This window comes from Pseudoduganella sp. S-14, from assembly GCF_049913285.1.
Lineage (GTDB): Bacteria > Pseudomonadota > Gammaproteobacteria > Burkholderiales > Burkholderiaceae_D > Rugamonas.
On sequence record NZ_CP183991.1, the window covers coordinates 4,941,770 to 4,967,477 of the forward strand.

General features: G+C 59.8%; 27 protein-coding genes. 11 read left to right on the plus strand and 16 right to left on the minus strand.

Annotation, left to right across the window (positions count from 1 at the left end):
* Positions 1–21: 21 nt before the first annotated feature.
* On the minus strand, positions 22–573 hold the full coding sequence (locus ACN9MZ_RS22690) for an FKBP-type peptidyl-prolyl cis-trans isomerase (RefSeq protein WP_426339133.1): 552 nt from the start codon (positions 571–573) through the stop codon (positions 22–24).
* Between the two features lie 57 nt (positions 574–630).
* Between ACN9MZ_RS22690 and ACN9MZ_RS22695 the strand changes: the two genes are divergently transcribed.
* From ACN9MZ_RS22695 to ACN9MZ_RS22710, 4 genes are all read left to right on the plus strand, one after another.
* The gene (locus tag ACN9MZ_RS22695; protein WP_426339134.1) at positions 631–1,755 is read left to right on the plus strand and encodes a JmjC domain-containing protein; all 1,125 of its coding nucleotides are present in this window, start codon (positions 631–633) and stop codon (positions 1,753–1,755) included.
* An 11-nt stretch (positions 1,756–1,766) separates the two neighbouring features.
* Entirely contained in the window at positions 1,767–2,237 is a 471-nt protein-coding gene (locus ACN9MZ_RS22700; protein ID WP_426339135.1) for a hypothetical protein, read from the plus strand.
* Positions 2,238–2,524: 287 nt separating this feature from the next.
* Complete coding sequence (locus tag ACN9MZ_RS22705; protein WP_426163520.1) at positions 2,525–2,806, plus strand: hypothetical protein; 282 nt, start codon at positions 2,525–2,527, stop codon at positions 2,804–2,806.
* A gap of 280 nt (positions 2,807–3,086) precedes the next feature.
* Positions 3,087–4,091 carry an IS110 family transposase gene (locus tag ACN9MZ_RS22710; protein ID WP_426338545.1) on the plus strand — a complete coding sequence of 335 codons (1,005 nt, stop codon included), beginning with the start codon at positions 3,087–3,089 and terminating at the stop codon, positions 4,089–4,091.
* A gap of 60 nt (positions 4,092–4,151) precedes the next feature.
* Here the strand turns inward: ACN9MZ_RS22710 and bamC are convergent, their stop codons facing one another.
* From bamC to ACN9MZ_RS22755, 9 genes are all read right to left on the minus strand, one after another.
* Positions 4,152–5,306, minus strand: coding sequence for an outer membrane protein assembly factor BamC (bamC, locus tag ACN9MZ_RS22715; RefSeq protein ID WP_426339136.1), 1,155 nt, complete (start codon positions 5,304–5,306; stop codon positions 4,152–4,154).
* 13 nt (positions 5,307–5,319) lie between these two features.
* Complete coding sequence (gene dapA, locus ACN9MZ_RS22720; RefSeq protein WP_426339137.1) at positions 5,320–6,198, minus strand: 4-hydroxy-tetrahydrodipicolinate synthase; 879 nt, start codon at positions 6,196–6,198, stop codon at positions 5,320–5,322.
* A 74-nt stretch (positions 6,199–6,272) separates the two neighbouring features.
* The gene (locus tag ACN9MZ_RS22725) at positions 6,273–6,830 is read right to left on the minus strand and encodes a class I SAM-dependent methyltransferase (RefSeq protein ID WP_426339138.1); all 558 of its coding nucleotides are present in this window, start codon (positions 6,828–6,830) and stop codon (positions 6,273–6,275) included.
* Complete coding sequence (locus tag ACN9MZ_RS22730; protein ID WP_426339139.1) at positions 6,823–8,025, minus strand: tryptophan--tRNA ligase; 1,203 nt, start codon at positions 8,023–8,025, stop codon at positions 6,823–6,825. Before ACN9MZ_RS22730 ends, ACN9MZ_RS22725 begins: the two co-directional genes overlap by 8 nt.
* 4 nt (positions 8,026–8,029) lie before the next feature.
* Positions 8,030–8,695, minus strand: coding sequence for a site-2 protease family protein (locus tag ACN9MZ_RS22735; RefSeq protein ID WP_426339140.1), 666 nt, complete (start codon positions 8,693–8,695; stop codon positions 8,030–8,032).
* A 62-nt stretch (positions 8,696–8,757) separates the two neighbouring features.
* Positions 8,758–9,381: an L-threonylcarbamoyladenylate synthase gene (locus ACN9MZ_RS22740; protein WP_426339141.1), complete on the minus strand. Its 624-nt coding sequence runs from the start codon at positions 9,379–9,381 to the stop codon at positions 8,758–8,760.
* 3 nt (positions 9,382–9,384) lie between these two features.
* On the minus strand, positions 9,385–10,254 hold the full coding sequence (gene htpX, locus ACN9MZ_RS22745; protein ID WP_426163534.1) for a protease HtpX: 870 nt from the start codon (positions 10,252–10,254) through the stop codon (positions 9,385–9,387).
* 72 nt (positions 10,255–10,326) lie between these two features.
* Entirely contained in the window at positions 10,327–11,160 is an 834-nt protein-coding gene (locus ACN9MZ_RS22750) for a 3',5'-nucleoside bisphosphate phosphatase (RefSeq protein WP_426339142.1), read from the minus strand.
* Between the two features lie 42 nt (positions 11,161–11,202).
* Positions 11,203–12,078: an alpha/beta fold hydrolase gene (locus tag ACN9MZ_RS22755; RefSeq protein WP_426339143.1), complete on the minus strand. Its 876-nt coding sequence runs from the start codon at positions 12,076–12,078 to the stop codon at positions 11,203–11,205.
* A gap of 98 nt (positions 12,079–12,176) precedes the next feature.
* Between ACN9MZ_RS22755 and ACN9MZ_RS22760 the strand changes: the two genes are divergently transcribed.
* Together ACN9MZ_RS22760 and hslO are read left to right on the plus strand one after the other, a co-directional pair.
* Positions 12,177–12,701, plus strand: coding sequence for a gamma carbonic anhydrase family protein (locus tag ACN9MZ_RS22760; RefSeq protein WP_426339144.1), 525 nt, complete (start codon positions 12,177–12,179; stop codon positions 12,699–12,701).
* A gap of 5 nt (positions 12,702–12,706) precedes the next feature.
* Positions 12,707–13,654, plus strand: coding sequence for an Hsp33 family molecular chaperone HslO (gene hslO, locus ACN9MZ_RS22765; protein WP_426339145.1), 948 nt, complete (start codon positions 12,707–12,709; stop codon positions 13,652–13,654).
* A gap of 65 nt (positions 13,655–13,719) precedes the next feature.
* Here hslO and ACN9MZ_RS22770 read toward each other — a convergent pair whose 3' ends face one another.
* Positions 13,720–14,838, minus strand: a complete 1,119-nt coding sequence (locus ACN9MZ_RS22770) for a hemin-degrading factor (protein WP_426339146.1) — start codon at positions 14,836–14,838, stop codon at positions 13,720–13,722.
* 13 nt (positions 14,839–14,851) lie between these two features.
* A complete protein-coding gene (locus tag ACN9MZ_RS22775) occupies positions 14,852–17,086 on the minus strand; it encodes a TonB-dependent receptor domain-containing protein (RefSeq protein WP_426339147.1) in 2,235 nt (744 codons plus the stop codon).
* A 153-nt stretch (positions 17,087–17,239) separates the two neighbouring features.
* Here ACN9MZ_RS22775 and ACN9MZ_RS22780 point away from each other — a divergent pair, with 153 nt between their 5' ends.
* From ACN9MZ_RS22780 to ACN9MZ_RS22795, 4 genes are all read left to right on the plus strand, one after another.
* Positions 17,240–19,057 carry a DUF885 domain-containing protein gene (locus ACN9MZ_RS22780; RefSeq protein WP_426339148.1) on the plus strand — a complete coding sequence of 606 codons (1,818 nt, stop codon included), beginning with the start codon at positions 17,240–17,242 and terminating at the stop codon, positions 19,055–19,057.
* 65 nt (positions 19,058–19,122) lie between these two features.
* A complete protein-coding gene (locus tag ACN9MZ_RS22785; RefSeq protein ID WP_426339149.1) occupies positions 19,123–19,524 on the plus strand; it encodes a hypothetical protein in 402 nt (133 codons plus the stop codon).
* A 434-nt stretch (positions 19,525–19,958) separates the two neighbouring features.
* Positions 19,959–20,195, plus strand: coding sequence for a hypothetical protein (locus ACN9MZ_RS22790; RefSeq protein WP_426339150.1), 237 nt, complete (start codon positions 19,959–19,961; stop codon positions 20,193–20,195).
* A 41-nt stretch (positions 20,196–20,236) separates the two neighbouring features.
* Complete coding sequence (locus ACN9MZ_RS22795; protein WP_426339151.1) at positions 20,237–20,821, plus strand: hypothetical protein; 585 nt, start codon at positions 20,237–20,239, stop codon at positions 20,819–20,821.
* 24 nt (positions 20,822–20,845) lie between these two features.
* Here ACN9MZ_RS22795 and ftsB read toward each other — a convergent pair whose 3' ends face one another.
* The 4 genes from ftsB to ACN9MZ_RS22815 form a co-directional block, all read right to left on the minus strand.
* The gene (ftsB, locus tag ACN9MZ_RS22800) at positions 20,846–21,154 is read right to left on the minus strand and encodes a cell division protein FtsB (protein WP_426339152.1); all 309 of its coding nucleotides are present in this window, start codon (positions 21,152–21,154) and stop codon (positions 20,846–20,848) included.
* 48 nt (positions 21,155–21,202) lie between these two features.
* Positions 21,203–22,486, minus strand: a complete 1,284-nt coding sequence (gene eno / locus ACN9MZ_RS22805) for a phosphopyruvate hydratase (protein ID WP_426339153.1) — start codon at positions 22,484–22,486, stop codon at positions 21,203–21,205.
* Between the two features lie 105 nt (positions 22,487–22,591).
* On the minus strand, positions 22,592–23,446 hold the full coding sequence (kdsA, locus tag ACN9MZ_RS22810; RefSeq protein WP_426339154.1) for a 3-deoxy-8-phosphooctulonate synthase: 855 nt from the start codon (positions 23,444–23,446) through the stop codon (positions 22,592–22,594).
* Positions 23,443–25,128, minus strand: a complete 1,686-nt coding sequence (locus ACN9MZ_RS22815) for a CTP synthase (RefSeq protein ID WP_426339155.1) — start codon at positions 25,126–25,128, stop codon at positions 23,443–23,445. Before ACN9MZ_RS22815 ends, kdsA begins: the two co-directional genes overlap by 4 nt.
* 136 nt (positions 25,129–25,264) lie before the next feature.
* Between ACN9MZ_RS22815 and ACN9MZ_RS22820 the strand changes: the two genes are divergently transcribed.
* Positions 25,265–25,699, plus strand: coding sequence for a PRC-barrel domain-containing protein (locus ACN9MZ_RS22820; RefSeq protein ID WP_426339156.1), 435 nt, complete (start codon positions 25,265–25,267; stop codon positions 25,697–25,699).
* Positions 25,700–25,708 lie beyond the last annotated feature (9 nt).

Genomic DNA, 25,708 nt, shown 5'->3' on the forward strand with positions numbered 1-25,708 from the left:
CCGCTGTGCGGGGCTAGGATCTTAGTGGATCGGGTGGCTGCGGAAGTGATCGCCTTCCTCGCCATCGTCGCCTTCATCGTCGACGTCGTGGTGATGATGACCATGCGGGCCGTGTACGTGCTCGTGGGCGATTTCTTCTTCGGTGGCGGCACGCACGTCGATCACTTTCAGCTCGAAGCGCAGGGCCATGCCGGCCAGCGGATGGTTGCCGTCCAGGACCACTTTATCTTCGGCGATTTCAGTCACGGTGAAAATCATCGCGTCATCGTCTTCGCCGCCTTCAGGCAGGCCTTCGAACTGCATGCCGATTTCCAGCGGCTCCGGCAGGCGCGCACGCTCTTCCACTTTCAGCAGGTTCGGATCGTAATCGCCAAAGGCGTCTTCCGGTTCAATCTGGATCGTGGTGGCGTAGCCGTTTTCCTTGCCGTCCAGTTCTTCTTCGATTTTCGGCAGGGTGTTCTCGTAGCCACCGTGCAGGTAGACCATTGGCTGGCGACCGTCTTCGATCAGATTGTTCTGTGCGTCGGACAGTTTGTACTCCACCGTCACAACAGTATTCTTGGCGATCTTCATTGAGCTTCCTTTCATATCTAAGCTGGAAGGATTATACCGCTTGCTATAATCGGCCCCATGAAAAAACTGACACTCCTGGGCGATATCACGCCCGAACAATTCCTGCGTGATTACTGGCACAAGAAGCCGCTGCTGATCCGCCAGGCCATTCCCGGCTTCAAACCCCTGCTGCCTTTCGACAAGCTGGCTGAACTGGCCACCAAGGACTACGTGGAAAGCCGCCTGGTCACCAAGAAAGACGGTAGCTGGGACATGCAGCACGGCCCCCTGAAAGAACTGCCTTCGCGCAAAGAGCGCGAATGGACCATGCTGGTACAGGGCATCAACCTGCAGGACGACCAGGCGGATGCGCTGCTGCGCCAATTCCGTTTCCTGCCCGATGCGCGCCTGGACGACCTGATGGTGAGCTTCGCCACCGATGGCGGCGGCGTCGGTCCGCACTTCGATTCCTACGACGTGTTCCTGCTGCAGGCCGAAGGCCAGCGCCGCTGGAAGATCAGCGCGCAGAAGGACCTGACCCTGATCGAAGGCCTGCCGCTGAAGATCCTGAAGAAATTCAAGGCCACCGAGGAATTCGTGCTGGAACCGGGCGACATGCTCTACCTGCCGCCGCACTACGCCCACGATGGCGAAGCGATCGGCGACTGCCAGACCTATTCGATCGGGTTCCGCTCCCCGTCCTACCAGGAACTGGGCGAAGCTTTCCTGCAATTCATGGCCGACTCCATCGACCTGCCGGGCCGTTATGCCGATCCAGACCTGGAGCCGACCAGCAAGCCGGCTGAAATCCCGAAAGCCATGCTGGGCAAATTGGCCGACGAATTGAACAAGGTCAGCTTCACTGAAGACGATTTCGCCATTTTCCTCGGCGAATACCTGTCCGAGCCAAAGCATAACGTCTTCTTCCAGCCGCTTGATAAGCCGCTAACTGCCGGCAAATTCCAGCAATCAGCTGAGAAAAAAGGCGTTTCCCTCTCGCGCAAGACGCAAATGCTTTATCGCGGCAAGAATGTCTTCATCAACGGCGAGTCCTTTGCCATGAACAAGGCCGACAGGGCGACGCTGGAAACCCTGGCCAATACCCGCGGCCTGGACGGCGCAGCAGTGGCCGCAGCTTCCGAAGACGTGCTGGAAGCGCTCTTCGCCTGGTACAGCGACGGCTGGCTGGAACTGAACAAATAATCGGAGATAGCATGGAAAAGCAGCTTTTTGACAGCCGTACCCAATTCCAGTCCCTGCTACTGGACTGCATCTCCCGAGGCCGCCTGACGCTGCAGATGTTCGATCCGGACTATGCGTGGTGGCAGCTGGGCCATTCAAAGACTGACGCCCTGTTGCGGCACTTCCTGCAGCACAAGGGCCGCATCCAGCTGGTCGCCCACAGCAATGGCCATCTGGAGCGCAATGAACCGCGCTTCCTGAAGCTGCTGGAAGATTACAGCCACCAGATTGAATGCCGCCTGACCAGCCGCAGCCTCAGCACCCTGACCGATTCCTTCTGCGTGGCGGACCGCGTGCACATCGTGCGCCGCTTCCATTCCGACCACTTCCGTGGCGAAGCGGATTTTGATGCTCCATCGTCAACCCAAACCAGTTTGGAACGTTATGAAGCTATCTGGGCCGAAACCCAGCCGGGCCTGAGACCAGGAACGACTGGATTGTGAGCCGGAAAAATGTAAAATGCTGCGGTTCGAGGTATGACGGTAATCGCTGCAGTTGCCAGCAGATCGGCGTGGGAAAAAAATATTGCGTTTTCGCAAAATAGTTGTGTAAACCGCCCGATTTGCTATTGCGACGCAGCAGAAAACGCTATAATATCCGGTGTGTTTCCGTGTCTGGTCGACCTTTTTCTGAAGGTTGGAAGGGCCGACGAAACGCCGTACGAGCGATAATTACCGGTAATTATTCATCGCAACATTGTTTAATTTTTGTTGTTATTTAAGGAAAACAAATGAAAAAATCCCTGCTGATCGCCTCCCTGCTGGCTGTTGCCCTGGCTGCTTGCTCCAAGAAAGAAGAAGCTCCTGCTGCTCCAGTAGCAACCCCAGAAGCAGCTGCTCCAGCAGCCGCTCCTGCAGCTCCAGCAGCTGACGCAGCTGCTCCTGCTGCTGCTCCAGCCGCTGACGCTGCTGCTGCTGCCGCTTCCGCTGCTACCGACGCTGCTGCTGCTGCTTCCGCAGCTGCTTCGGCTGCTTCGGCTGCTGCTTCGGCCGCTTCCGCTGCTGCTAAGTAATTCCTGCGCAGGGAAAAGGAACCAGCCTTCGGGCTGGTTTTTTTTCGCCTATAGTTTGATGAAAGTGGGGGTCAGATTGCCAGAGCTCGTATATTGAATCTGCACCTTTGGAAGAAGATATTAGGATTCTGAAGGCGGCGGGGCAAGGTCTCACCGAACAGAGTGGAAGCCATTGAGCTTGTGGGTCAGATAGGTGACCTTGCCCACTTGTTCATCTGGACGCCGGACGGTATCTTAGGTCGCCCCTTGGGTAAGCCTGCATACGAGAAAGGTGGACGAGATGAATACGCCGGTCGTAGGGATTGATGTCAGCAAGCGTAAGTTGGATGTAGCCTTGCTAGTTGATGGCAAAGTCAAGGCGAAAGCAGTTCCGAACTCCCAAGAAGGATTCGCAGAGCTGGAAGTCTGGCTGAACAAGCAGAAGATTTCTCTGCTGGAAACCCATATTTGCCTTGAGTCGACAGGCGTCTATAGCGAACCTATCGCCCTGTATTGGTTTGACAAAGGGATTAAAGTCAGCTTGGTCAATCCGAACTGCATCAAAAGTTTTGGCAGCAGCGAGAATATCCGCAACAAGAACGACCAAGTTGATGCTGGATTAATTGCTCGCTACTGTGCAGCGATGGCGCCGCCATCTTGGGATGCGCCATCACGTGAACAGCGCCAGTTACGGGCCTGGGGCAACAGGCTGACTGCACTTCAAGATATGCGCCAGCAGGAGTTGAATCGTTTAGAAGCGCATGAAACAGCCAAACAACAGGATGTTATCCCTCATGTCCAGGCTCATATCAAATGGCTGGATGCGCAAATTGCGCAAATAGCACGGGATATCGACGATCACATTGACCGCCATCCAGGGCTTAAACAGGATGCAGAGCTCATTGAAAGCATTCCCGGGCTAGGCCGTACGACAGCGGTAAAGGTCTTAGGCCACGTGGGGGATGTTCGGCGCTTCGGAAATGCGAAGGCGCTTGCAGCGTTCATCGGGGTCACACCCAGGCAACGACAATCCGGAACCTCAATACGAGGCCGGACAATGATGACTCGTATGGGGAACAAACACCTGCGAGCAGCTTTATTCCTGCCAAGCCTCGTTGCAAAACGTCACAACCCTATCCTGAAGCAGTTTGGCCAACGTTTAGAGGCCAACGGCCTCTCCAAAATGGCCGTCGCCGGCGCAATTATGCGCAAGTTAGTGCACTTGATTTACGGGGTAGTTAAGTCAGGCAAGCCCTTTGACCCGAAATACATGGAAAAAAGGCTTGCCGTCCAAGACGGTATCTGACCCCGACTTTAAATAAAAAAGCCGGCTTGCGCCGGCTTTTTCTATTTAAAGGCTTTCGCCTTATTTCAACTGTTCCTGCAGCAAGGTCAGGATCTTCTGACCAACCGGGGAAGCCTCCGGTTTATTCTGGTTGTTCCACACCGAAACCTGGGTGGAGTTGACCGAATCAGAACGGACCGAAATGCGATAACGCTGCGCTTCCTTTTCTTTATCGGAGGCACCGAAGCTGAACAGCTTGCTGAACCAGCCGCGGGTATCGGTGGCATCGTTCACGAAGCGCACGAAGTACACGCCCTGCACGCGGTCGCGGTCTTCCACGGTGAAGCCGGCACGGTCCAGCGCCAGGCCCACGCGGCGCCAGGTGCGCTCGAAGCCTTCGTCGGTCTTGATGAAGGCATCGGCGCCCTCGCCCACCAGCACGGCGTGCTGCGCCTGGACTGCCGCATTGTCGACCGAAGTACGCGCGGTCGCCTCGTCGGTCGTGCCGCCCAGCTTGGTCATCAGCTTGGCCAGGAAGATCGCCTCCAGGTTCGGGTCGCTATTGCGGTTGGTCCACATGGTCGACTCGTTCTGGGCGCCGGTCACGACTTCCTTGGTGCCGCGGTGGCTGATGTAGACCTCGGTGCCGCCGGCTGGATTGCGCTCCAGGCGGGTGCGGTACTTGTCGCGCTCGCCGCTCGAGTACAGGCCGTCGAAGACCTTGCCGATCGTGTTGCGGATGAAGTCCTGCGGGATCTTGGCGCGGTTTTCATTCCATTCGGTTTCCATCACGCCGGCAGTGGCATCATCCACCGCCAGGGTGAAGCCGGACTCTTCCCAGAACGTTTTCAGCTGCGGCCACAGGGCTTCCGGGGTCTGCTGCACCACCAGCCAGCGCTGGTTGCCGGAGCGCTCGACGCGCACGGCGCTGTTGCCGGTGCTCGCCACTTCGTTGCTGCTTGCCGCTGCGCCTGGGGTGGTTCCGCGCGCAGCCTGATAGCCGGAAGCAGTCGCCACGCCGCGGTCATTGCTTGGCAGCGAATAGCGGTTGTCCTTCGACAGCTGGGTCAGGTCCGGCGGCACGTCCAGCGTGCTGGCCTTCTTGGCCGATTTGTAATCTACCTTGGTTTCGCCGACAACGGACTGCACCATGCCGCAACCGGTCAGGCTCAGCATCAGGGCGCCAACGACGAGCCCGCGCTGCGGGGTCTGGGAAACGATCTTGCGAATAGTCATGTGAAAAAGAAGATTAGTTCAGCACACCGGATTCACGCAGGGCAGCGCGGACGGTCTCGTGATACTGCTCTGCCAGCGACACCAGCGGCAGGCGGATACCGTTCGGCATCTTGCCCATTTCCGCCAGCGCCCACTTGACCGGCACCGGGTTCGGTTCGATGAACAGGTGCTGGTGCAGCGGGAGCAGTTGGTTGTTGATGGCAGTCGCCTTGGCGGCATTGCCCGCCATCGCGGCTTCGCACAGTTCGTGCATCTGGCGCGGCGCCACATTGGCGGTCACCGAGATATTGCCCTTGCCGCCGGCCATCATCAGCGCGATGGCGGTTGGATCATCGCCCGAGTACACGGCGAAATCGGCCGGCGCACGGCGCAGCAGGTCGTAGCCGCGGGCGATATTGCCGGTCGCGTCCTTGACGCCGATGATGTTCTTGATCTTGGCCAGGCGCAGGATAGTGTCGTTGCTCATGTCGGCAACGGTGCGGCCCGGCACGTTGTACAGGATCACCGGCAGGTCCACCGCTTCGGCGATGGCCTTGAAGTGCTGGTACATGCCTTCCTGGGTTGGGCGGTTGTAGTAAGGAACCACTTGCAGCGAGGCGTCGGCACCGGCGTTCTTGGCGAAGCGGGTCAGCTCGATGGCTTCCGCGGTGGAATTGCCTCCGGAACCGGCGATCACTGGAATGCGGCCGCCAACGCGCTCCACGGCAGCCTTGATCAGCTCGCAATGCTCGGCCACGCTGACAGTGGCGGATTCGCCGGTGGTGCCGACGATGACAATGGCGTCCGTGCCTTCGGCAATATGCCAGTCGATCAGCGCGTTCAGGCCTGGATAGTCGAGGCTGCCGTCCGCGTGCATCGGGGTTACGATTGCTACAATGCTACCCTTAATCATAGGAAACCAATTGCAATAAGAATTAAAACGACGATTGTAGAGCATACCCTGCACCCGTGGTGCATTTTGGTCGCTCAAAATGACGGCAACAGCGCCGCCTCCCTTGGAAACTCCTCTTTCACAGCGCAAATCCTCTGCACCATGGCAGGTTTCGGTGTATTAACGACGCCATCTTCGAATGCGATGACACGCAAACCATGCATTCTAGCCAATTCCAACAATTCTCCCGGCTGTAACAAAAAGGCCGGGTTTGATGGTTTGCCGAAGGCCGCATTGCCATTGGCGAAAGTCTCGTAAATCAGGATGCCGTTCGGCGCCAGGCTGCCCAGCATGTCGGCCAGCAGCGGACGGTGCAGGTAGTTGGTGACGATGATGCCCGCAAAGCGCGCCGGGCCGAAGGGCCAGCAAGCGCCCTCCTCTTCCAGGTCGATCTGGCTGGTGACGATGCCGGCGCCGGCGGTGGCCGCCAGCGCCTCCCCGTCGCGGTCCACCGCCACCACGGCGTGGCCAAGCGCAGCCAGATGGCGCGAGTGGCGCCCGCTGCCGCAAGCCAGGTCCAGCACCTCGCCATTGGGCACCAACGGCGCGAATCGTTCCACCCAAGCTGAAGGTGGGGTTAAAACATCAGCCATAACTCAATCCCATTGCTTCGCGCACATCGCGCATCGTTTCCTGCGCCAGTTTGCGCGCTGTTTCATTGCCGTCCGCCACGATGGCGCGCACCATGGACGGGTCATCCAGGTAAGGCTGGGCGCGCTCGTGCATCGGTTCCTGCTCCTTGACGATGGCGTCTATGACCGGCTGCTTGCATTCGATACAGCCGATGCCGGCCGACTTGCAGCCCTTCTGCACCCATTCCTGGGTCGGCCCGTCCGAATACACCACGTGGAATTGCCACACCGGGCAACGCTCCGGCTCGCCCGCATCAGTGCGGCGCACGCGCGCCGGATCGGTCGGCATGGTGCGGATCTTCTTGGTGACCGAGTCCTTGTCTTCGCGCAGAGCAATCGCATTGCCGTAGCTCTTGGACATCTTGCGGCCATCGAGGCCCGGCAGGCGGCTCGCTTCGGTCAGCTGGGCTTGCGGCTCGACCAGAATCAGCTTGCGCGCGCCTTCCAGGTAGCCGAACAGGCGCTCGCGGTCGATCATCGACAGGTTCTGTGCATCGTCCAGCATGGCCTTGGCCTGCTCCAGCGCGGCGTCGTCGCCCTCTTGCTGATAGGCCGTGCGCAGTTCGTTGTACAGCCTGGCGCGCTTGCTGCCCAGCTTCTTGACGGCGTCCTGCGCCTTTTCCTCGAAGCCCTTCTCTTTGCCGTACAGGTGGTTGAAGCGGCGCGCGATCTCGCGCATCATTTCCACGTGCGGCACCTGGTCGTCGCCAACCGGCACTTCGCTGGCGCGGTAGATCAGCACGTCGGCCGCCTGCAGCAGCGGGTAGCCGAGGAAGCCATAGGTTTGCAAGTCCTTGTTGGCCAGGTTGTCGATCTGGTCCTTGTAGGTTGGCACGCGCTCCAGCCAGCCGAGCGGCGTGGCCATCGACAGCAGCAGGTGCAGCTCGGCGTGCTCCGGAATTTTCGACTGGATGAACAGCGTGGCCTGGGTCGGGTCGATGCCGGCGGCCAGCCAGTCCACCAGCATGTCCCAGGTCGACTTTTCGATGATGGACGGGTCGTCGTAATGCGTGGTCAACGCGTGCCAGTCGGCCACGAAGAACAGGCAGGGCTGCTCGGACTGCAGCCTGATCCAGTTCTTCAGGGCGCCGTGGTAGTGGCCAAGGTGCATGCTGCCCGTCGGGCGCATGCCGGAGACTACGCGGTCAGGGTACATGGCATCAGCTCAGGAAAAGACTAAACGGCAATACGATCAAATATCGCACGAACCCGACCATCGTCCCGAGGAGAGCCTGGAATGGAGCGGTGTTCATAAGCAGTATCAGGCCGATAAAAATAAATGGCCCCAGGCGTTCAATACTCGCGAATTTGTAAGCCAGGTCGCGTGGCAGGAGCGACGTTACGATGCGGCCACCGTCCAACGGCGGGATCGGGAGCAGGTTAAAGGCGCACATGACCGCATTGGCCCACAGGCCCGCATCACACATCTTGACAAGGAATGGCTCCGTCACACCGGCAACATTCAAGAGTATGGACAGCAGCACCCAGCCCATCCCCATGACAAAGTTGGCGACAGGGCCGGCAGCCGCAACGAATCCCATTTGTTTCTTCGGATTGCGCAGGCGGTTGAAATCCACCGGCACGGGCTTTGCATAACCGAATGCCATGTGAAGCGGCGACAGCAATAGCAAAATTGGAAGCAGGACCGTGCCAAACCAGTCAATGTGCCGGATCGGATTAGGGCTCAAGCGCCCCATTTTTTCTGCCGTATCGTCGCCAAAGTAGCGTGCGACATATCCGTGTGCAGCTTCGTGAAGGGAAATCGCGAATAAAACAGGAATCGCCCAGACGGTAATCGCCCGTATGATGGAGTTGAAATCAGTCATGAATTGGATTTTATCAGAGGGCTTGAGGCTTCCCTGGTCTGCGGCCAAAAGACCGTTCCAGATCAAAGGCCAAGCGCAGCACAATCGCCGCAGCCGCGCCGGATCAGTTCGGGCTCGTCGCCAGTCAGGTCCACCACGGTGGTTGGTTCCAGGCGGCAGGCGCCGCCGTCAATCACCAGGTCAACTTGCTTGCCCAGGCGCTCCAATACCATATCAGGGTCGGTCAGCGGCTCATCGTCACCCGGCAGAATCAGGGTCGTTCCCAACAGCGGCTGGCCTAATTCTGTCATCAGCATTTCAGTGATGGTATTTTGCGGCACACGTAAGCCAATGGTCTTACGCGAAGGATGTGACAGGCGGCGCGGCACTTCCCGCGTCGCCTCCAGGATAAAGGTGTACGGGCCGGGCGTCACCGCCTTCATCAGGCGGAATTGCTTGTTGTCGACCCGGGCATAGGTGCTGATTTCGCTCAGGTCGCGGCACAGCAGCGTCAGGTGATGTTTCTCGTCGATGCCGCGGATGCGGCGCAACTTCTCCACCGCCGCTTTATCGTCCAGGTGACACACCAGCGCATAGCAGGAATCGGTCGGCAGCGCGACAATGCCGCCGCCATGGATGATTTGCGCCGCCTGCTTGATCAGCCGAAGCTGCGGATTGTCCGGGTGTACCTGGAAAAATTGGGTCATGTTTTAGCGCAGCTGTTGCAGGGCTGCGATGCGTTCTTCAATCGGGGGATGGCTGGAGAACAGCGCCGCCCAGCCACTCGGCGAGGTGATGCCGGATGCCGCCATCCCTTGCGGCAGTTCGCCCGGATGCACGCCGCCCAGGCGCGCCAGCGCGTGCTGCATCGGCACCGTGGAACCCAGCAAACGCGCCGAACCAGCGTCGGCACGGAACTCACGCTGGCGCGAGAACCAGGCAACAATCATCGAGGCGACCAGGCCAAACAGCAGCTCGCACACGAAGACGGTGACCATATAGCCAATGCCAGGTCCGCGGCGCTCTTCGTCCTTGTTCAGCATGCCGTCCACCACCGAGCCGACAATACGGGCGAGGAACACCACGAAGGTATTCACCACGCCCTGGATCAGGGTCAGCGTCACCATGTCGCCATTGGCGATGTGCGCCACCTCGTGGCCCAGCACAGCCTCGACTTCTTCCTTGTTCATCGACTGCAGCAAGCCGGTGGAAACCGCCACCAGCGCGTCATTCTTGAAAGCGCCCGTGGCAAAGGCATTGGCGTCGCCTTCGTACACGGCCACTTCCGGGCGGCCGATGCCCGCCTTGTCCGCCAGGGCGTGGACGGTAGTGACCAGCCACTGCTCAGTGGAATCCTGTGGCTGCTCGATGACACGCGCGCCGGTCGACCACTTGGCCATGGGCTTGGACATCAGCAGCGAGATGATCGAGCCGGTGAAGCCAACCACCACGGAAAACGCGAGCAAGCCGCCCATGCTGGTGCCGGAGCCAGGGCGTCCGATGCCCAGCAGCGACAAGACAATTGACAGTACCACGACAACCGCAAGGTTGGTGGCAATAAAAAGGATGATGCGTTTCATAGAGTGGGCCTCCGGACAACTTTACCGAACGTTAATCTATGGTCGGCAGTAGGGATTTACAAGCCCCCGAGTTCAGAACCAGTCGTGCCACACCGGCGTCACGTTGCCGGGCAGCGGCGGCAGCAAGCGAAAATCCACCCGTGCCTCGCCGGGCGCATGGAAATCAGTCCCGCGCGAAGCCAAAAAGCCATAGCTATTGGCCAGGTTGGCATATTTCGGATATTGGTCCGGCGTATGCGACCCGGTCACGACCTCGATCGCCGTCCCGCCAAGCTGCTTGAACTCATCAAACAGGATACCTTCCTGCATCGGTGTAAACTTGTAGCGGCCCGGATGCGCAATCACCGCTATCCCGCCCGCGCCCAGGATCCAGCCCACCGCATCCTGCAGCGTTGCCCAGCGATGTTCCACATACCCCGGCTTACCCGGCGACAGGTACTTGCGGAACACTTCCGACACCGACGAGCAAACGCCCTGCTCCACCAGGAAGCGGGCGAAGTGCGTGCGCGACATCAAGGCCGGGTTATCGACGTAAGTCAGCGCGCCTTCATAGGCGCCAGGAATGCCCGCCAGCTCAAGCTGGCGCCCGATCTCGCGGCCGCGATTGTCGCGTCCCGAGCGGGTCTCTTCCAGCCCCTTCAGCAGCGCGGGGTTGTTTTCATCGATTTGCAGGCCGACGATATGCACCGTCTCGCTGGCCCAGGTGATGGAAATTTCCACTCCCGTCACGAAGCGCATCCCGTGAAGCTGCGCCGCTGTGCGAGCAGCAGCAACACCGCCCACTTCATCATGGTCTGTCAGGGCCCAGACATTCACGCCCGCCTTATGGGCATGCTCGGCCACTGCCGCAGGGGGCAGCACACCGTCGGACACGTTCGAATGGCAATGGAGGTCTACGTTCAGCATACTGGTTGCAATGTTGCGAAGGTTTCATTGTACGCTGAAAGCTCAGGCCAGGAATTCCTCCAGCATTTCCGCCAGCAGTTCCGGCTGGTCGTGATGCAGCATATGGCCGGCATCGGGCATCATTTTCGGCGTCACCCGCGCCAGATGGCCCAGGCGGCGGTCAATTTCGGCGCGCGCCTCGTCCTTGGGGCCCATCCACAGCCACATATTGGTGTCTTCCGCCTCCACCCACAGTACTGGCGCCGTGATTTTCTTCCAGCAGGCCAGCACTTCTTCAACGCGGTACAGCGAAGGACCGGGGCGTTTGTGCACCGGGTCGCCCAGGATTTCCCAGCGGCCGTCGGCATTCTGGGCCGACCAGTGGCTGGCCAGGAAAGCGGCACGCTCGTCCGACAGGCGCGGGTTGGTTTTTTGCAGGCGCGCCGCCACGGCCGCCTGCGAGTCGTAGGTGCGCATTTCAGGCTCCACCAGCAGTTCATCGAGCCACTTGCGCATGCGCGACGGCGCCTGCTCCGGCACGGTCGCTTTCAGGCCGAAGCCTTCCAGGTTGACCAGGCGGCGGATGCGTTCCGGGCGCACACCCGCGTACAAACTAACAACATTGCCGCCCATGCTGTGGCCCAGCAGATTGACCTCCCCCTCCGGCTGGTAATGGCGCAGAATGGCATCCAGGTCGGCCACATAGTCGGGGAACCAGTAGGTATCCGTGCCATTGCGTTCGGTCAGGCCAAAACCGCGCCAGTCCGGCGCGATCACATGCCAGTCGCCCTTCAGGTAGTCGACCACGAACTGGAAGCTGGCGCCTACGTCCATCCAGCCGTGCACCATGAAGACCTTGGGCGCGCCATCGCGGCCCCAGTGCAGCACATGGGTGCGCTTGCCGCGCACTTCGATAAAGTCGGAACGGGATGGAATCATGGTGCCTGCCTCGAAATGGGTGAAACAGAATAATAGCACGACCGTTCTAAAATCTGCTTGACGTACAATAGCGCCACTTCCCTCCTACCGGACCATCCATGACAATTTACCAGCTTGGCGAACACGCGCCAGAGATTGATGCTTCCGCTTTCGTGGCGGAGAATGCGAGCTTGATCGGCAAGGTGACCTTGCACGCGAACAGCTCCGTCTGGTTCGGCGCGACCATCCGCGGCGATAACGAGCGCATCACAATCGGTGAAAACAGTAATGTGCAGGAAGGTACGGTGATGCACACCGACATGGGCTACCCGCTCACGGTAGGCAAGGACGTGACCATCGGCCACCAGGCCATGCTGCATGGCTGCACCATCGGCGACGGAACGCTGATCGGCATCCAGGCGGTAATACTGAACGGCGCAAAGATCGGCAAGGGTTGCCTGGTCGGCGCTGGCGCCCTGGTCACCGAGGGCAAGGAATTTCCCGACAACTCGCTGATCGTGGGCGCTCCCGCCAAGGTGGTGCGCCAGCTGACAGCGGAAGACGTGGCGCGCCTGATCGGCAGCGCCGACAGCTACGTCAAGCGTGGCCAGCTGTTCAAGTCGCAACTGAAAAAGATTGGATAAAAACAATGACGAACACCCCGGATACCCTGCAGAAGTTTGTTTTCGAAGACGCCGCCGTGCGCGGTGAGCTGGTCGACATTTCCGCCACCTGGCGCGAAATCGTGGCCCGCCACCACTACCCGGTTGCCGTCAAGCGCCTGCTGGGCCAAATGGTGTCGGCGGCCGCCCTGCTGTCGGCCAACCTCAAGTTCAATGGCTCGCTGATCATGCAACTGCACGGCGATGGCCCGGTACGCTTGCTGGTGGTGGAATGCGATTCCGACCTGCGCATGCGCGCCACCGCCAAGATGAATTCCGAGTTCGCGATTGCGGAAGATGCCGGCCTGCAGGCGCTGGTCAATGCCCAGGGCCACGGCCGCTTCGTAATCACACTGGACCCAGCCGAGAAAGTGCCAGGCCAGCAGCCATACCAGGGCATCGTGCCGCTGGACGGCGACAACGTGGCAACCGTGATCGAACATTACATGCTGCGTTCCGAGCAGCTCGACACCAAGCTGTGGCTGGCGGCCGACGATTCGGTCTCGCGCGGACTGCTGCTGCAAAAGCTGCCGCTGCATGGCGGCAAAGCCGAAGCCACCGCGCACGCCGCCGAAGTGTCTCAGGAAACCTGGAACCGCGTGGTGATGTTGGGCGACACGCTGAAGGAAGCGGAGATGCTGGAACACGGCATCGATGTACTGCAGAAGCGCCTGTTCTGGGAAGAGACCCTGCGCGTGTTCGAACCGCTGCATCCGCAATTCCACTGCTCCTGCACCCGTGAAAAGGTCGGCAATATGCTGAAGATGCTGGGCCAGCAGGAAGTGCAAGACGCCCTGTCCGAGCAAGGCAAGCTGGGTATCAACTGCGACTTCTGCGGCAAGCACTACGAGTACGACGCCGTCGACTGCGCCCAGCTCTTCGTCACCGACGCCCCCGCCGAAGCCCTGATCCACGGCTCGGAAGCCAAGCACTAACCACGGCAGAGCCCGTGTCACACCATGGGGTCAGGCCCCATGGTGTGACACGGGCTCAACTGCAATCAGAGGCTGCGCGTCAAATCCACCCACGCTTGCGGCTGCGGTTTGGCGCGTTCACGAACGCCAAAGAACGTCACCACGAGCTCCCCGTCCTTGTCGAAGAACTCGACCGACGTCACACCCGCCCGCTGCACCACGTACCCGCTCTTAAGGGCAGTCTCGCGAATGTGCAGGTTGAACTCAGGATCGAGCACGTTGTACCAGTCACCGCTGGCAGCTGTCTTGCTGATCTTGCCGCTGTATATCTGCGTCGCCGCACCATTCCCCAGGAAAGCCATGATCGGCAGCTGCTGCTTCGCCGATTCATCCAGCAGCTTGCGTAAAGCCTGCGGGCCAATCTTCTGAGCCAGGCCTTCCGGCGCCAGTCGCATTGCCTGCTCTCGGCTCATTTTGAACTCGCTGACGATCCGGTTGAACTGGTGAACATCAGTCATCTCCTTCCACGCGAGCTGGAACTCCTTCACGTCAATCGCGCTATCGGCCAATTCCGCCGCCTTCGGCACAGCGGCATCAATCTTCAGCTCACCCGTCTGCTGCGGATGCTTGAAGTCCACGACGATCTTGTCGAACAGCGCCACGCCGGCCTCGCTTTTCACATAGACTTTGTGCGCCGCATTGCCCTGCGCGTCAAAGAACTGCAGGCTGCGACTGGTCGCACCATCGCGCCCTGGCTGCACCACCGCAAATGCATGTTTCCAGTTCGCGAAATGGAAGCGCATGTCGATCTCGCCACCCAGGTAGCCGCCGCCAACCGCACGGAAGCGCTCCTTGTCGCTGAACGATTCCGGCTTGGCCTTGGTCGCCACGCCGGTGCGCTCAAGTACGCCGTTTTCATTGCGGGTCAGAGCCAGAACGGTGCCAAGGTCCAGCGCGCGGATCATGATGTCGTTCACGGCATGATCCGCGTCCGACAGACGCGTCACCGTCTTGCCGATGCCCGTTGCAAGCAACTCCGCTTCGGAAGTTCCCAGCGTGCGGGCCGCATCGCGGATTTGTAACTTGGGCTGCTCGGCGCGCAGCGAAGCCCAGCGATCGGCCAGTGACGCCGCACTTACAGTCCCGGCAGCAATTGCGATGAGGCCGGTCAACACCAGCAAAGCACATATCTTCTTCGTCTTCATGTTCTTCTCCTTATCAATACATCAGTTTGAAATTGACGGCTACGTGACGGCCAGGGCGCGCCTGTCGTTCGATCTCGGCCTGCGTGGCTGCCGTGGTGCCGGCAGCCAGCGTGCGCACAGCGGCGTAGTCCCAGTACTTCTTGTCGCCCAAGTTGTAGATGCCAGCGTTCAGCTCCGCGTGCTTGCCGATCTTCCAGTAGCCGGCCAGGTCGACCACCGTGGCAGCGGGTACTGCGAAATACGCCGCCGGCTGCGACTGCGCTGCAGCCACCTCGGGCTCCGCCTGTTTGCCGCGCGTATGGAAGGCCGTCAGCGATGCGCCCCCGCGCTTCTGCGGGTCATCCCAGGCCAGGCTGGCCGTGGTTTTGTAAGGCTGGATCGAGTTCATGCCCGCCTTGTTTCCGGTGCGCTGGTTCTCCAGCGTGCCGCGTGATGCGCCCGCCGCCAGGGAGGCGCTGAAGCCTCGCAACGCCGGGGTGAGCTTGCCCAGTTCGGCCACTGCCGAGAGCTCGCCGCCCCAGCTACGGGCATTGCCGATGTTCTCCGGGCGGAACAGCCCGAAGGTAATGGTCGGGAAGTTGACCGGATCGGCGGGCTGCGCCACGTATTCGATGAAGTCTTTGTAGCGGTTATAGAAGGTGGACGCGCTCACCATCAGCCAGCGCGTGGCATGTCCGCGCAAGCCAAGCTCGAAGGCATTGCTGCTTTCCTTGCCCAGGTTCGGGTTGCCCAGTGTCGCGTAGCCATTGCCGGCACCGGTGTAGCTGAACGAGTCATAGGTGCCGGTTCGCTCCGCGGCGGTCGGCATGCGATAGCCGCGCGTGAATTTGCCGTACACGTCGAAGTCAGGCGCCACCGCCACCGTCAGGCCGAGACTCGGCGACAGGTAGCTGTCGCTGTCCGCCTTGATCTCCTTCGCCGCACCCGGTACTGCGATCACATAGCTCTGCAAGTTCTTCGGCTCGAGCTTGCGGTATTCCGCGCGCAGGCCAGGCGTCAGCGTGGCACGCAGGCCGGCCAGCGGGAACACGTATTCGCCGCGCACGAAGGCCGACAGCTTCAAGGTGTCCATGTCCGCCATGCGGTTCTTGTTGGTGACCTGGTGCGCGCCGGTCGCAAGCACCGTACGGTCCTCGCGCCACGGGCGGCGCGATTCCTGGTCCTCCACCGTAGCACCAAACGCAAGGCTGTCGCTGCCGAACTGTCGCGTGGCGTCGGCCGCCAGCCCCTTGCTCTTATTGAGAAATGCCGTGTCAATGCTGCGCGCATAACGCTGGGGCCCCACGACGTAGGCCGCATCGGTGTGATCCTCCACCCGGGCATCCTGCACATAGGCACGGCTCTCCAGCAGCCACGGGCCGGCGGCCAGTTCATGCTCCACACTGATGCGGTTGCGGCGCGTGCGGGACGATTGCATGGCGCCTTGCGGATAGGAGGCGCCCAGCTTGTTGTCGAACGCTCGCTCATGCTCGGCGCGGAAGCCGTCAAAGGTGAAGCCCAGCTTCTGGCCCGGTGCCAGGCGCCATGCAAGCTTCGCCAGCAGTGCGTCCGAATTCCACTCGTCCGGGTTGGGTGCAACGCTGCCTTCGCTTTCTGTCTGTTCGCCGCTGCGGTGCACGGCCACGGCCAGCGCCTGCAAGTCGCCAAATTGCCCCGCACCGGTCAGCGCATGAAGGCGCGCATTGTTGGCGCCATGGTAGCCAGCCTTGTATTCCGCGTACCCCGGCTTGTCGGCGCTGACGTAATCCGACGGCGACTTGGTCACGAACGATACCTTGCCGCCCAGGCCCGCGCTGCCGCTATCGGCCGACGTGCTGCCCGCGCCAATCCGCACTTCGCGGAAAGTCTCCGGATCAAAATAATCGCGCCCCACGCCGAAGCTGTTCAGCGTCGAGCTGTCCGGCCGCGGTGCAGCATCAGGCAGCGCAATGCCATCGAGGTCAAGGCCTATGCGGTTGCCCTCCACGCCGCGGATATTGAAGCCGGTATTACCGGCGCCGTCCCAGACATTGGCGCCGCCGCTCAGGGCAGCCGGCACGGTGACCAGCGTTTCGTAGCGCGCGATCTGCGACATGTCGGTCACGCCGCGTTTATCCAGTTCGCGCGCGTCGATGGTCTTGATTTCTTCAGGTTTGGCGGTGACGAGGATTTCGCCGAGCCGGGTCGTCTCTTGGGCCTGGGCGTGCGCGCCCAAGGCAGCAGCCAGCAACAGCGCAAGGCGCTGTGGCCGCAATACGGATGCATTCATGATGTTCCAGTCGTGAGTCAGTCAAATGCTGGCTCAAGGCTGGCACGGGGAATAGGTATTTTAATGCGAATAATTCTCATTCGCAAGAGCCATTCCACCAGGGGCGGAATTTGGAGTATCCTGAGCGCCTTCTGTTTTTGCCCAGGGAATCCAATGCTGCCTACCCGTTTTTCGACCGCAGTTCTTGCCGCCAGCCTGCTGGCCTCTCCTCTCGCTTTCACCCCGGCCCTGGCAGCACCTGCCGCCAAACAGCAAGCCAGCCAAGCCAGCCGCCAACTCGCGCAACTGGCCAATGACTTCCACGTCGCCCGCGCCCACTTCGACCCGCTGCTGTTTGCAACCGCCAACGGCGACCCGCGCTATAACGACCAGATTGGCATAGCGATCTCGCCTTCCGTTCGCGCCAAGCAGTTTGCCACTTATCGCCAGATGCAAAAGCGCCTCGCGAAAATCCCACGCGCGCAACTGGCCAGCCAGGAGCAGATGACGCTGGACCTGCTGGCCTATGAACTCGATGCCGCTTTGGCCCTGGCGCCGTTCCCTGAACACCTGCTGCCGCTGAACCACTTCGACAATATCCCGAGCACCCTGGCGAACTACGCCGGCGGCACCGGTTCGCAGCCGCTGGGCACCGTCAAGCAATACCAGGACTACCTGAGCCGCGTACGCCAGCTGGCGCCGTGGATCGACCAGGCCATCGCCAATATGCGTGAAGGCATCAAGCAGGGCATCGTGCAGCCCAAGCCGATCACGCAAGCGATGCTGCCGCAAATGGCCGCCCTGCGCAGTACATCCGCTGAAGCCAGCGTGTACTACTCGCCAATCAAGCGCATGCCCGCCGAATTCAGCGCCGCCGACAAGGAACGCCTCACGCGCGACTACCGCTCCGCCGTGGAAAAGGTGAACCCAGCGCTGGAACGCCTGGTGAAATTCCTGGAATCGGAATATCTGCCTGCCAGCCGTGACAGCGCCGGCTGGAGCGCCCTGCCGAACGGTGCTGCATGGTACAAAGCTCGCATCAACGACAGCACCACCCTGCCGCTCACGCCGCAAGAAGTTCATGACCTCGGCCTGAAAGAAGTCGCCCGCATCAGCGCACAAATGCAAACCCTGATGGGCAAGCTCGGTTACGACGGTCCTGCGCAAGCCTTCCCGCAATGGGTGCGCGACCAGAAGCAGTTCAAGCCTTTCAACACCGAAGCGGAAGTGCTGGCCGAGTACCGCAAAATCTACGACACGGTGCAAACCAAGCTGCCCGCCTATTTCACCCTGGTTCCCAAATCGAAGCTGGTGGTGGACCTGGAGCCTGAACTGACGCGCGCCACCGCCTCAGACCATTACACCCCGCCAGCTGCAGACGGCTCGCACCCCGGCGTGTTCTGGGCTGTCGTCAACGATCCGAAAGACTACAGCCGCACCGGCATGGCCAGCCTGCTGCTGCACGAAGGCGTGCCAGGCCACCACTTCCACGCTGCCCTGTTGAAGGAAATGCCGCTGCCGGACTTCCGCATGTTCAGCACTGAGAACCAGAACAACGCGGCCTACACCGAAGGCTGGGCGCTGTATGCTGAAACCCTGGGTAAGGACTTCGGCCTGTACGAAGACCCGGTCTGGTACTACGGTCACCTGAACGCGGAAATGCTGCGCGCCGTGCGCCTGGTGGTGGATACCGGCATGCACTCTCTGGGTTGGAGCCGCGAAAAGGCCATTGCCTACATGGTTGAAAAACAGGGTGTGTCCGAAGCGCGCGCCAAGAACCAGATCGAACGTTACATGGTCTGGCCGGCACAGGCCCTGAGCTACAAGGTTGGTTCGTTGAAGATCCTGGAACTGCGCGACAAGGCGCAGCATGAATTGGGCGCCAAATTCAGCTACCCGGCTTTCCATGCCGTCGTGCTAGGAGAAGGCACACTGCCGTTGCCACTGCTGGAGAAGCGCGTCAACGCCTGGATCGAACAAACCAAACGTTGAGATCAGGTATTGGCCGGAAGTTACCGGCCACAAGCAGCCTGTCACTAAAAGAAAAGAAGATAGAGTTGAATCCAGAAGAAAAATTCGCGGTGGCACTCGCAGACGTTATGTCCCCTGATGCCAGGATAAGGAACGTGGCAGCCATCACGTTGATGGATTCAGGGAATCCGGAGGCTGTCGACGCGCTTGTTGCTGCAATCGAAATAGCAGCATATCGGGAAGCGCGTGGAACTTTGATATATGCACTTTCCGGCTTCGACTGCACTTCCCGTTTTTCGCAACTATTTCGATGGGCAATTGAAGGTGGCTTTGAAGCTTCTTATGAAGCTCTTTCGATCTTGCGTGAACAACGCATGAGCCCAGACGAAACGGCGCGTAAAGAATGTTTATCCCTGTTGGGCAAAGCTCAGAAGCAAATGGAGTTGGACAACGACCTTCAAGATGAGTTGTTATTGCTTCTCGGATGAGCTCTGCAGAATGACAACCGACGAAGGTCGGCCAGAAGCCGCCGATCCGGGAAGTCGAGTTGATGGCGGCCAAGTGCGGCCTGAATATAAGAGTCCTTTTGCGAGCCTTAAGATGAATGACATACTCGCCGCGCATAAGCATAGCTCGCGGCATCGCGCTGAAATTTTGAGTAGTACCCAATGCGGCTGCTTCCATTGCCTCGCGAACTTCCCCCAAAATGAAATCAAGGACTGGGTTGATTGGCAGGAAGGTACGCCGGAGGACTCAAGCTTGATTCAGGGACAACCGCGCTGTGTCCATACTGCGGGATCGATTCCGTGAATGGGGCAAGTTCAGGATACCCAGTGACGCCCGAATTCCTCGGCCAAGTGCGAAAACATCGGTTTGAAGAGTGATCAGCTTGCGGCCCGGTGCTGTAGTTGCCCCGTAACTCATGAAGAAAAATCCAACTGAAGGTAAAGCAATGGTTGAAGACAAGCAAAGCACGGAAGTTTTCGAAATGGCGAGCGGCGACATCAGCATCTGGGTTGACGGTGGAATTCACTTGAAGGTGAACGCTGCAGGAAGCGATCCAGTCGAACTTGGCGAGACGGAAGCCCTGGAGCTCGGAAGGCTGCTTATCCGCTTGGTCGAAGACCAGCGGAATGGACACGCGGCATTCGGCCGCTAGTTAAATCACCAATCGACCAGAGCCTCGTAGAGGCCTCATACATGAAAATATTGTCACGTGTTACCGATGCGGAAACGCACGCCATACATCGGCAGTTTCCGCTCTTGGAAGAAGTATTGGAAAAAGAATCCGACGGTGGAATGCAAAAGGTCGCAATTTCTGTATTTGACCATTGGCTACGTGATGAATCAGAGTGGCATCTGATGGATTGCTTTAATGGTCCAGAGCGAGCTAGGCGCGACCAAAAGCTTGAAACGCATTGGGCCGCAGTTTTTGACCTTACCCCGGCATTCACGGTGCGATATCGAGGCCGTTGGCCAAAAAAGGCCAAGTTGGTTTTGAAGCGCTATACATCACGCGACGGATTGGTCAAGCAATCGAGGTTCAATGTGAGAAGGTCGCCCTCACAATTCCTGATTCTGCCTGAACTTGGATGCATATACGCAGCAGGTTGGGACGACACAAACATCTTATATTTTACGAGCAGGGACGCCGCTCAACCGGTCTTTGATGCTGCTACAAAATCAGGGCTGTTCTTACTGAACTACGAATCCCGAAATACTCCGAACTTCCGCAATGGGGCCGAAACCAGCCTGACCAAGCTGCTAACTCAGAGCAGTCGCTGAGAATGGATGTGGCAGAACCGCCAATTAAGGCCTGGATTCGGCGGATGACGGCTTGGCCTGGTCCTTGCCGAGGATCTGAACGTAGATTTCGTTCTGCTTGATCATGCTTAGCTCGAAGCGCGCCCGCTCTTCGACAGCACCGGTGCCGTCTTTCAGGTCATTCACTTCGGAAGCCAGCTTGGCATTCCGTTGGCGCAGGCCTTCATTCTTTTCCTGCGCAGCCGCGACCTCTTTCTCCAGGTCCGCCACACGCAGCCAGCCGCCCTTCCCCAGCCAAAGCGGGTATTGGATCAGCAAGAGCAACAGGGCAAGGGCTACAGAAATCAGGCGCATTGGGTCAAAACTGAACCGGCCGGGGAGTCCCGGCCGGTGGGATTGCAATTACTTCAGATTATAGAACGCATCGCGGCCTGGGTAGGAAGCGATATCGCCAAGGTCTTCTTCAATGCGCAGCAGCTGGTTGTACTTGGCCATGCGGTCCGAACGGGACATGGAGCCAGTCTTGATCTGCAGCGCGTTGGTGCCGACAGCGATATCGGCGATGGTCGAATCTTCGGTTTCGCCGGAACGGTGCGAGATCACGGCGGTGTAGCCGGCGCGCTTGGCCATTTCGATTGCTGCGAAGGTTTCGGTCAGGGTGCCGATCTGGTTGATCTTGATCAGGATCGAGTTGGCGATGTCCTTCTGGATGCCTTCTTTCAGGATCTTGGTGTTGGTGACGAACAGGTCGTCGCCTACCAGCTGCACTTTCTTGCCCAGGGCCTGGGTCAGGTGTGCCCAGCCTGCCCAGTCGCCTTCGTGCATCGCGTCTTCGATCGAGATGATCGGATACTTGTCGCACCAGGTAGCCAACAGGTTGGTGAACTCTTCAGCCGACAGCACCATGCCTTCGCCTTCCAGGTGGTACTTGCCATCTTTGTAGAATTCGGAAGCTGCGCAATCCAGACCGATGGCGATCTGGGTGCCTGGCTCGTAGCCGGCTTCTTCGATCGCTTGCATGATCAGCTTGATCGCATCTTCGTGCGAAGCCAGCGAAGGAGCGAAGCCGCCTTCATCGCCCACGGCGGTATTCATGCCCTTCTTGTGCAGAATCTTCTTCAGCGTGTGGAACACTTCGGCGCCGTAACGCACGGCTTCTTTGAAGGAGGGAGCGCCCACTGGGATGATCATGAATTCCTGGATGTCCAGGTTGTTGTCGGCGTGCGCGCCGCCGTTGATCACGTTCATCATCGGCACAGGCATCTGCATCGCGCCCGAGCCGCCGAAGTAGCGGTACAGCGGCAGGCCGGCTTCTTCAGCGGCGGCCTTGGCAACAGCCATCGACACGGCCAGCATGGCGTTTGCGCCCAGGCGGGACTTGTTCTCGGTGCCGTCCAGTTCGATCAGGGTACGGTCCAGGAAAGCCTGCTCATTGGCGTCCAGGCCCATGATGGCTTCCGAGATTTCGGTATTGATGTTTTCGCAGGCTTTCAGCACGCCCTTGCCGAAGTAGCGCTTGGCATCGCCGTCGCGCAGTTCGATTGCTTCGCGCGAACCGGTGGATGCGCCGGACGGCACTGCGGCACGGCCCATGACGCCGGATTCCAGCAGGACGTCGCATTCCACGGTCGGATTGCCGCGCGAATCAATTACTTCGCGGCCGATGATGTCAACGATTGCACTCATGTGTTTTCTCCAAAGTTAAAGCGAATATCTGGGGCAAAATTGTTGCAAGAATAACAGACAGGGCCAAAAAAAGGCCGCAAACAAAGCGGCCCTTTTGGATATGACTTAGTTGAAGTTGGATTCGAGGAAGCCAGCCTTCTTGGTGACGCGATCCAGTTCGATCAGAACGGACAGCAGTTCTTTCATGCGGCCGAGCGGCACGGCATTTGGGCCGTCCGACAGCGCTTGTGCAGGAACCGGGTGGGTTTCCATGAACAGGCCGGCTACGCCCACGGCCACGGCAGCGCGCGACAACACAGGCACCATGTCGCGCATGCCGCCCGACGAGCCGCCCTGGCCGCCCGGCAGCTGCACCGAGTGGGTTGCGTCGAACACCACCGGTGCGCCGGTTTCGCGCATGATGGCCAGCGAACGCATGTCCGACACCAGGTTGTTGTAGCCGAAGGAAGCGCCACGCTCGCAGGCCATGAAGTTGTCTTCATTCAGGCCCTTGGCCTTGGCAGCCGCGCGCGCCTTGTCGATCACGTTCTTCATTTCGTGCGGCGACAGGAACTGGCCCTTCTTGATGTTCACCGGCAGGCCGGATTCAGCGCAGGCGGTGATGAAGTCGGTCTGGCGGCACAGGAAGGCCGGGGTCTGGATCACGTCGACCACGGACGACACGGCGGCGATTTCTTCCACGGTGTGCACGTCGGTCAGCACCGGCACTTCCAGCTCGCGCTTCACGTCGCCCAGGATCTCCAGGCCCTTTTCCATGCCCGGACCGCGGTACGAGGTACCGGAGGTGCGGTTGGCCTTGTCGAAGGACGACTTGTAGATGAACGGGATGCCCAGTTCAGCAGTCATGTCCTTCAGTGCGCCGGCGGTGTCAAACGCCATCTGGCGCGACTCGATCACGCAGGTGCCGGCGATCAGGAAGAATGGTTTGTCCAGGCCTACATCGAATCCACACAGCTTCATGCGACGTTCTCCTTGGTTTCGACTGCCTTCAGGGCCGGCTTGCCTGCGGCGGCTTTATGCGCCAGGGCTGCCTTGATGAAGGACGTGAACAGCGGGTGGCCGTCACGCGGGGTCGATTTGAATTCAGGGTGGTACTGCACGCCCATGTACCATGGGTGGGCGTTGGCACCGGTGCGCGGCAGTTCCATGATCTCGCACAGGTTCTCGTTCGGGGTGCGCGCTGCCACCACCAAGCCGGCTTCTTCGACGCGGGCCAGGTAATGGTTGTTCGCTTCGTAGCGGTGACGGTGACGCTCGGTCACCACGCTGCCGTAGATCTCGGAAGCCAGGGTGCCCGGCTTGACTTCGCAGGTCTGCGCCCCCAGGCGCATGGTGCCGCCCAGGTCGGAGTTGGCGTCGCGCTTCTCGATCTTGCCGTCTTCGTTCTGCCATTCGTCGATCAGGGCCACCAGCGGCTGTTCGGTGTCCGGCTCGAACTCGGTGGAGTTGGCTTTGCTGAAGCCGGCCATGTGTCGCGCATATTCGATCAGCGCCACCTGCATGCCCAGGCAGATGCCCAGGTAAGGCACCTTGGATTCACGGGCGAATTGCGCCGCCTTGATCTTGCCTTCCACGCCGCGCTTGCCGAAGCCGCCCGGCACCAGGATCGCGTCGAACTTGGCCAGCTCGGCGACGCCCTTGGTCTCGATTTCTTCCGAATCGATGTATTCGATGTTGACGCGCGACTCGGTGTGCAGGCCGGCGTGGCGCAGCGCTTCGGTCAGCGACTTGTACGATTCGGTCAGTTCGACGTACTTGCCCACCATGCCGATCGACACTTCCGCCTTCGGGTTTTCCAGATTGTGGATCAGCTTTGCCCACATGGACAGGTCGGCCGGCGCCGGGTTCAGGTCCAGTGCCTCGCAGATGATCGCGTCCAGACCCTGGTCGTGCAGCATCTGCGGCACTTTGTAGATGGTGTCCACGTCCCACACCGAGATCACGGCGCGCTCTTCGATGTTCGAGAACAGCGAGATCTTCGCCACTTCGTCTTCCGGAATCTTGCGGTCGGCGCGGCACAGCAGCGCATTCGGGGAGATACCGATTTCGCGCAGCTTCTGTACCGAGTGCTGGGTAGGCTTGGTTTTCAGTTCGCCGGCCGATGCGATGTACGGCACCAGGGTCAGGTGAACGAAAGCGCAGTTCTTGCGGCCTGCGCGCAGCGACAGCTGGCGTGCAGCTTCCAGGAATGGCAGCGATTCGATATCGCCGACGGTGCCGCCGATTTCGCACAGGGCGACATCGTAGCCTTCCGCGCCACGGCGGATGTAATCCTGGATTTCATTGGTGATGTGCGGGATCACCTGCACGGTTTTGCCCAGGTACTCGCCGCGGCGTTCCTTGCGGATCACCGATTCGTAGATCTGGCCGGTGGTGAAGTTGTTCACCTTGCGCATGCGGGTGGAGATGAAACGCTCGTAGTGACCGAGGTCCAGGTCAGTCTCAGCACCATCATCGGTAACGAAAACTTCACCGTGCTGCATTGGGCTCATGGTGCCTGGGTCCACGTTGATGTACGGGTCCAGCTTGAGCATGGTGACTTTGAGGCCACGCGATTCGAGGATCGCGGCGAGGGAGGCGGCGGCAATCCCTTTACCAAGGGACGACACAACGCCACCAGTGACGAAGACAAATTTGGTCATTGCGAGATCGGCGCCGGGGAGGCGCGCAGCGGGAAATTGAAATTATAGCCTATTTTGCCCCCGAATGCGTGCGGCACCGAACAGACCCAGGCCCCGCCAGGAAGCAACAATATCTTTATTTCAACAGGAGGCCACCATGAGTCTGGATCGCGACGAATATGGCAACTATGTCGACACTGGCCACCAGGGTCCAGGTCCCCGCCTGATGGGCGCGGACACCCTGATCGGCGACCATGTCCATAACCTGCAGAATGAACACCTGGGCACGGTCAAGGAGATCATGCTCGACATGCAAACCGGGCGTATCGCCTATGTGGTGATGGCGTCCGGCGGCGTGCTGGGCATCGGCGAGAAGCTGTTCGCGGTGCCGTTCGAGGCGCTGTCGCTCGACACTTCCAACCACCGCATGACGCTGAATATCGAGAAAGAGCGCATCGAACAGGCGCCCGGCTTCGATAAGAACCACTGGCCGGACATGGCCAACCAGACCTGGGCCACTGAGCTGCACAACTTCTACGGCACCAGTAGCACGACCAGCGGCCCGAGTCACCTGGACCAGAGTTCGCGCTGAGCCCTGACA

Bases quoted from the DNA above. Each gene is read 5' to 3' on its own strand.
- ACN9MZ_RS22690 (WP_426339133.1), bottom strand. From the start codon at position 573: ATGAAGATCGCCAAGAATACTGTTGTGACGGTGGAGTACAAACTGTCC.
- ACN9MZ_RS22695 (WP_426339134.1), top strand. From the start codon at position 631: ATGAAAAAACTGACACTCCTGGGCGATATCACGCCCGAACAATTCCTG.
- ACN9MZ_RS22700 (WP_426339135.1), top strand. From the start codon at position 1,767: ATGGAAAAGCAGCTTTTTGACAGCCGTACCCAATTCCAGTCCCTGCTA.
- ACN9MZ_RS22705 (WP_426163520.1), top strand. From the start codon at position 2,525: ATGAAAAAATCCCTGCTGATCGCCTCCCTGCTGGCTGTTGCCCTGGCT.
- ACN9MZ_RS22710 (WP_426338545.1), top strand. From the start codon at position 3,087: ATGAATACGCCGGTCGTAGGGATTGATGTCAGCAAGCGTAAGTTGGAT.
- bamC (WP_426339136.1), bottom strand. From the start codon at position 5,306: ATGACTATTCGCAAGATCGTTTCCCAGACCCCGCAGCGCGGGCTCGTC.
- dapA (WP_426339137.1), bottom strand. From the start codon at position 6,198: ATGATTAAGGGTAGCATTGTAGCAATCGTAACCCCGATGCACGCGGAC.
- ACN9MZ_RS22725 (WP_426339138.1), bottom strand. From the start codon at position 6,830: ATGGCTGATGTTTTAACCCCACCTTCAGCTTGGGTGGAACGATTCGCG.
- ACN9MZ_RS22730 (WP_426339139.1), bottom strand. From the start codon at position 8,025: ATGTACCCTGACCGCGTAGTCTCCGGCATGCGCCCGACGGGCAGCATG.
- ACN9MZ_RS22735 (WP_426339140.1), bottom strand. From the start codon at position 8,695: ATGACTGATTTCAACTCCATCATACGGGCGATTACCGTCTGGGCGATT.
- ACN9MZ_RS22740 (WP_426339141.1), bottom strand. From the start codon at position 9,381: ATGACCCAATTTTTCCAGGTACACCCGGACAATCCGCAGCTTCGGCTG.
- htpX (WP_426163534.1), bottom strand. From the start codon at position 10,254: ATGAAACGCATCATCCTTTTTATTGCCACCAACCTTGCGGTTGTCGTG.
- ACN9MZ_RS22750 (WP_426339142.1), bottom strand. From the start codon at position 11,160: ATGCTGAACGTAGACCTCCATTGCCATTCGAACGTGTCCGACGGTGTG.
- ACN9MZ_RS22755 (WP_426339143.1), bottom strand. From the start codon at position 12,078: ATGATTCCATCCCGTTCCGACTTTATCGAAGTGCGCGGCAAGCGCACC.
- ACN9MZ_RS22760 (WP_426339144.1), top strand. From the start codon at position 12,177: ATGACAATTTACCAGCTTGGCGAACACGCGCCAGAGATTGATGCTTCC.
- hslO (WP_426339145.1), top strand. From the start codon at position 12,707: ATGACGAACACCCCGGATACCCTGCAGAAGTTTGTTTTCGAAGACGCC.
- ACN9MZ_RS22770 (WP_426339146.1), bottom strand. From the start codon at position 14,838: ATGAAGACGAAGAAGATATGTGCTTTGCTGGTGTTGACCGGCCTCATC.
- ACN9MZ_RS22775 (WP_426339147.1), bottom strand. From the start codon at position 17,086: ATGAATGCATCCGTATTGCGGCCACAGCGCCTTGCGCTGTTGCTGGCT.
- ACN9MZ_RS22780 (WP_426339148.1), top strand. From the start codon at position 17,240: ATGCTGCCTACCCGTTTTTCGACCGCAGTTCTTGCCGCCAGCCTGCTG.
- ACN9MZ_RS22790 (WP_426339150.1), top strand. From the start codon at position 19,959: ATGAAGAAAAATCCAACTGAAGGTAAAGCAATGGTTGAAGACAAGCAA.
- ACN9MZ_RS22795 (WP_426339151.1), top strand. From the start codon at position 20,237: ATGAAAATATTGTCACGTGTTACCGATGCGGAAACGCACGCCATACAT.
- ftsB (WP_426339152.1), bottom strand. From the start codon at position 21,154: ATGCGCCTGATTTCTGTAGCCCTTGCCCTGTTGCTCTTGCTGATCCAA.
- eno (WP_426339153.1), bottom strand. From the start codon at position 22,486: ATGAGTGCAATCGTTGACATCATCGGCCGCGAAGTAATTGATTCGCGC.
- kdsA (WP_426339154.1), bottom strand. From the start codon at position 23,446: ATGAAGCTGTGTGGATTCGATGTAGGCCTGGACAAACCATTCTTCCTG.
- ACN9MZ_RS22815 (WP_426339155.1), bottom strand. From the start codon at position 25,128: ATGACCAAATTTGTCTTCGTCACTGGTGGCGTTGTGTCGTCCCTTGGT.
- ACN9MZ_RS22820 (WP_426339156.1), top strand. From the start codon at position 25,265: ATGAGTCTGGATCGCGACGAATATGGCAACTATGTCGACACTGGCCAC.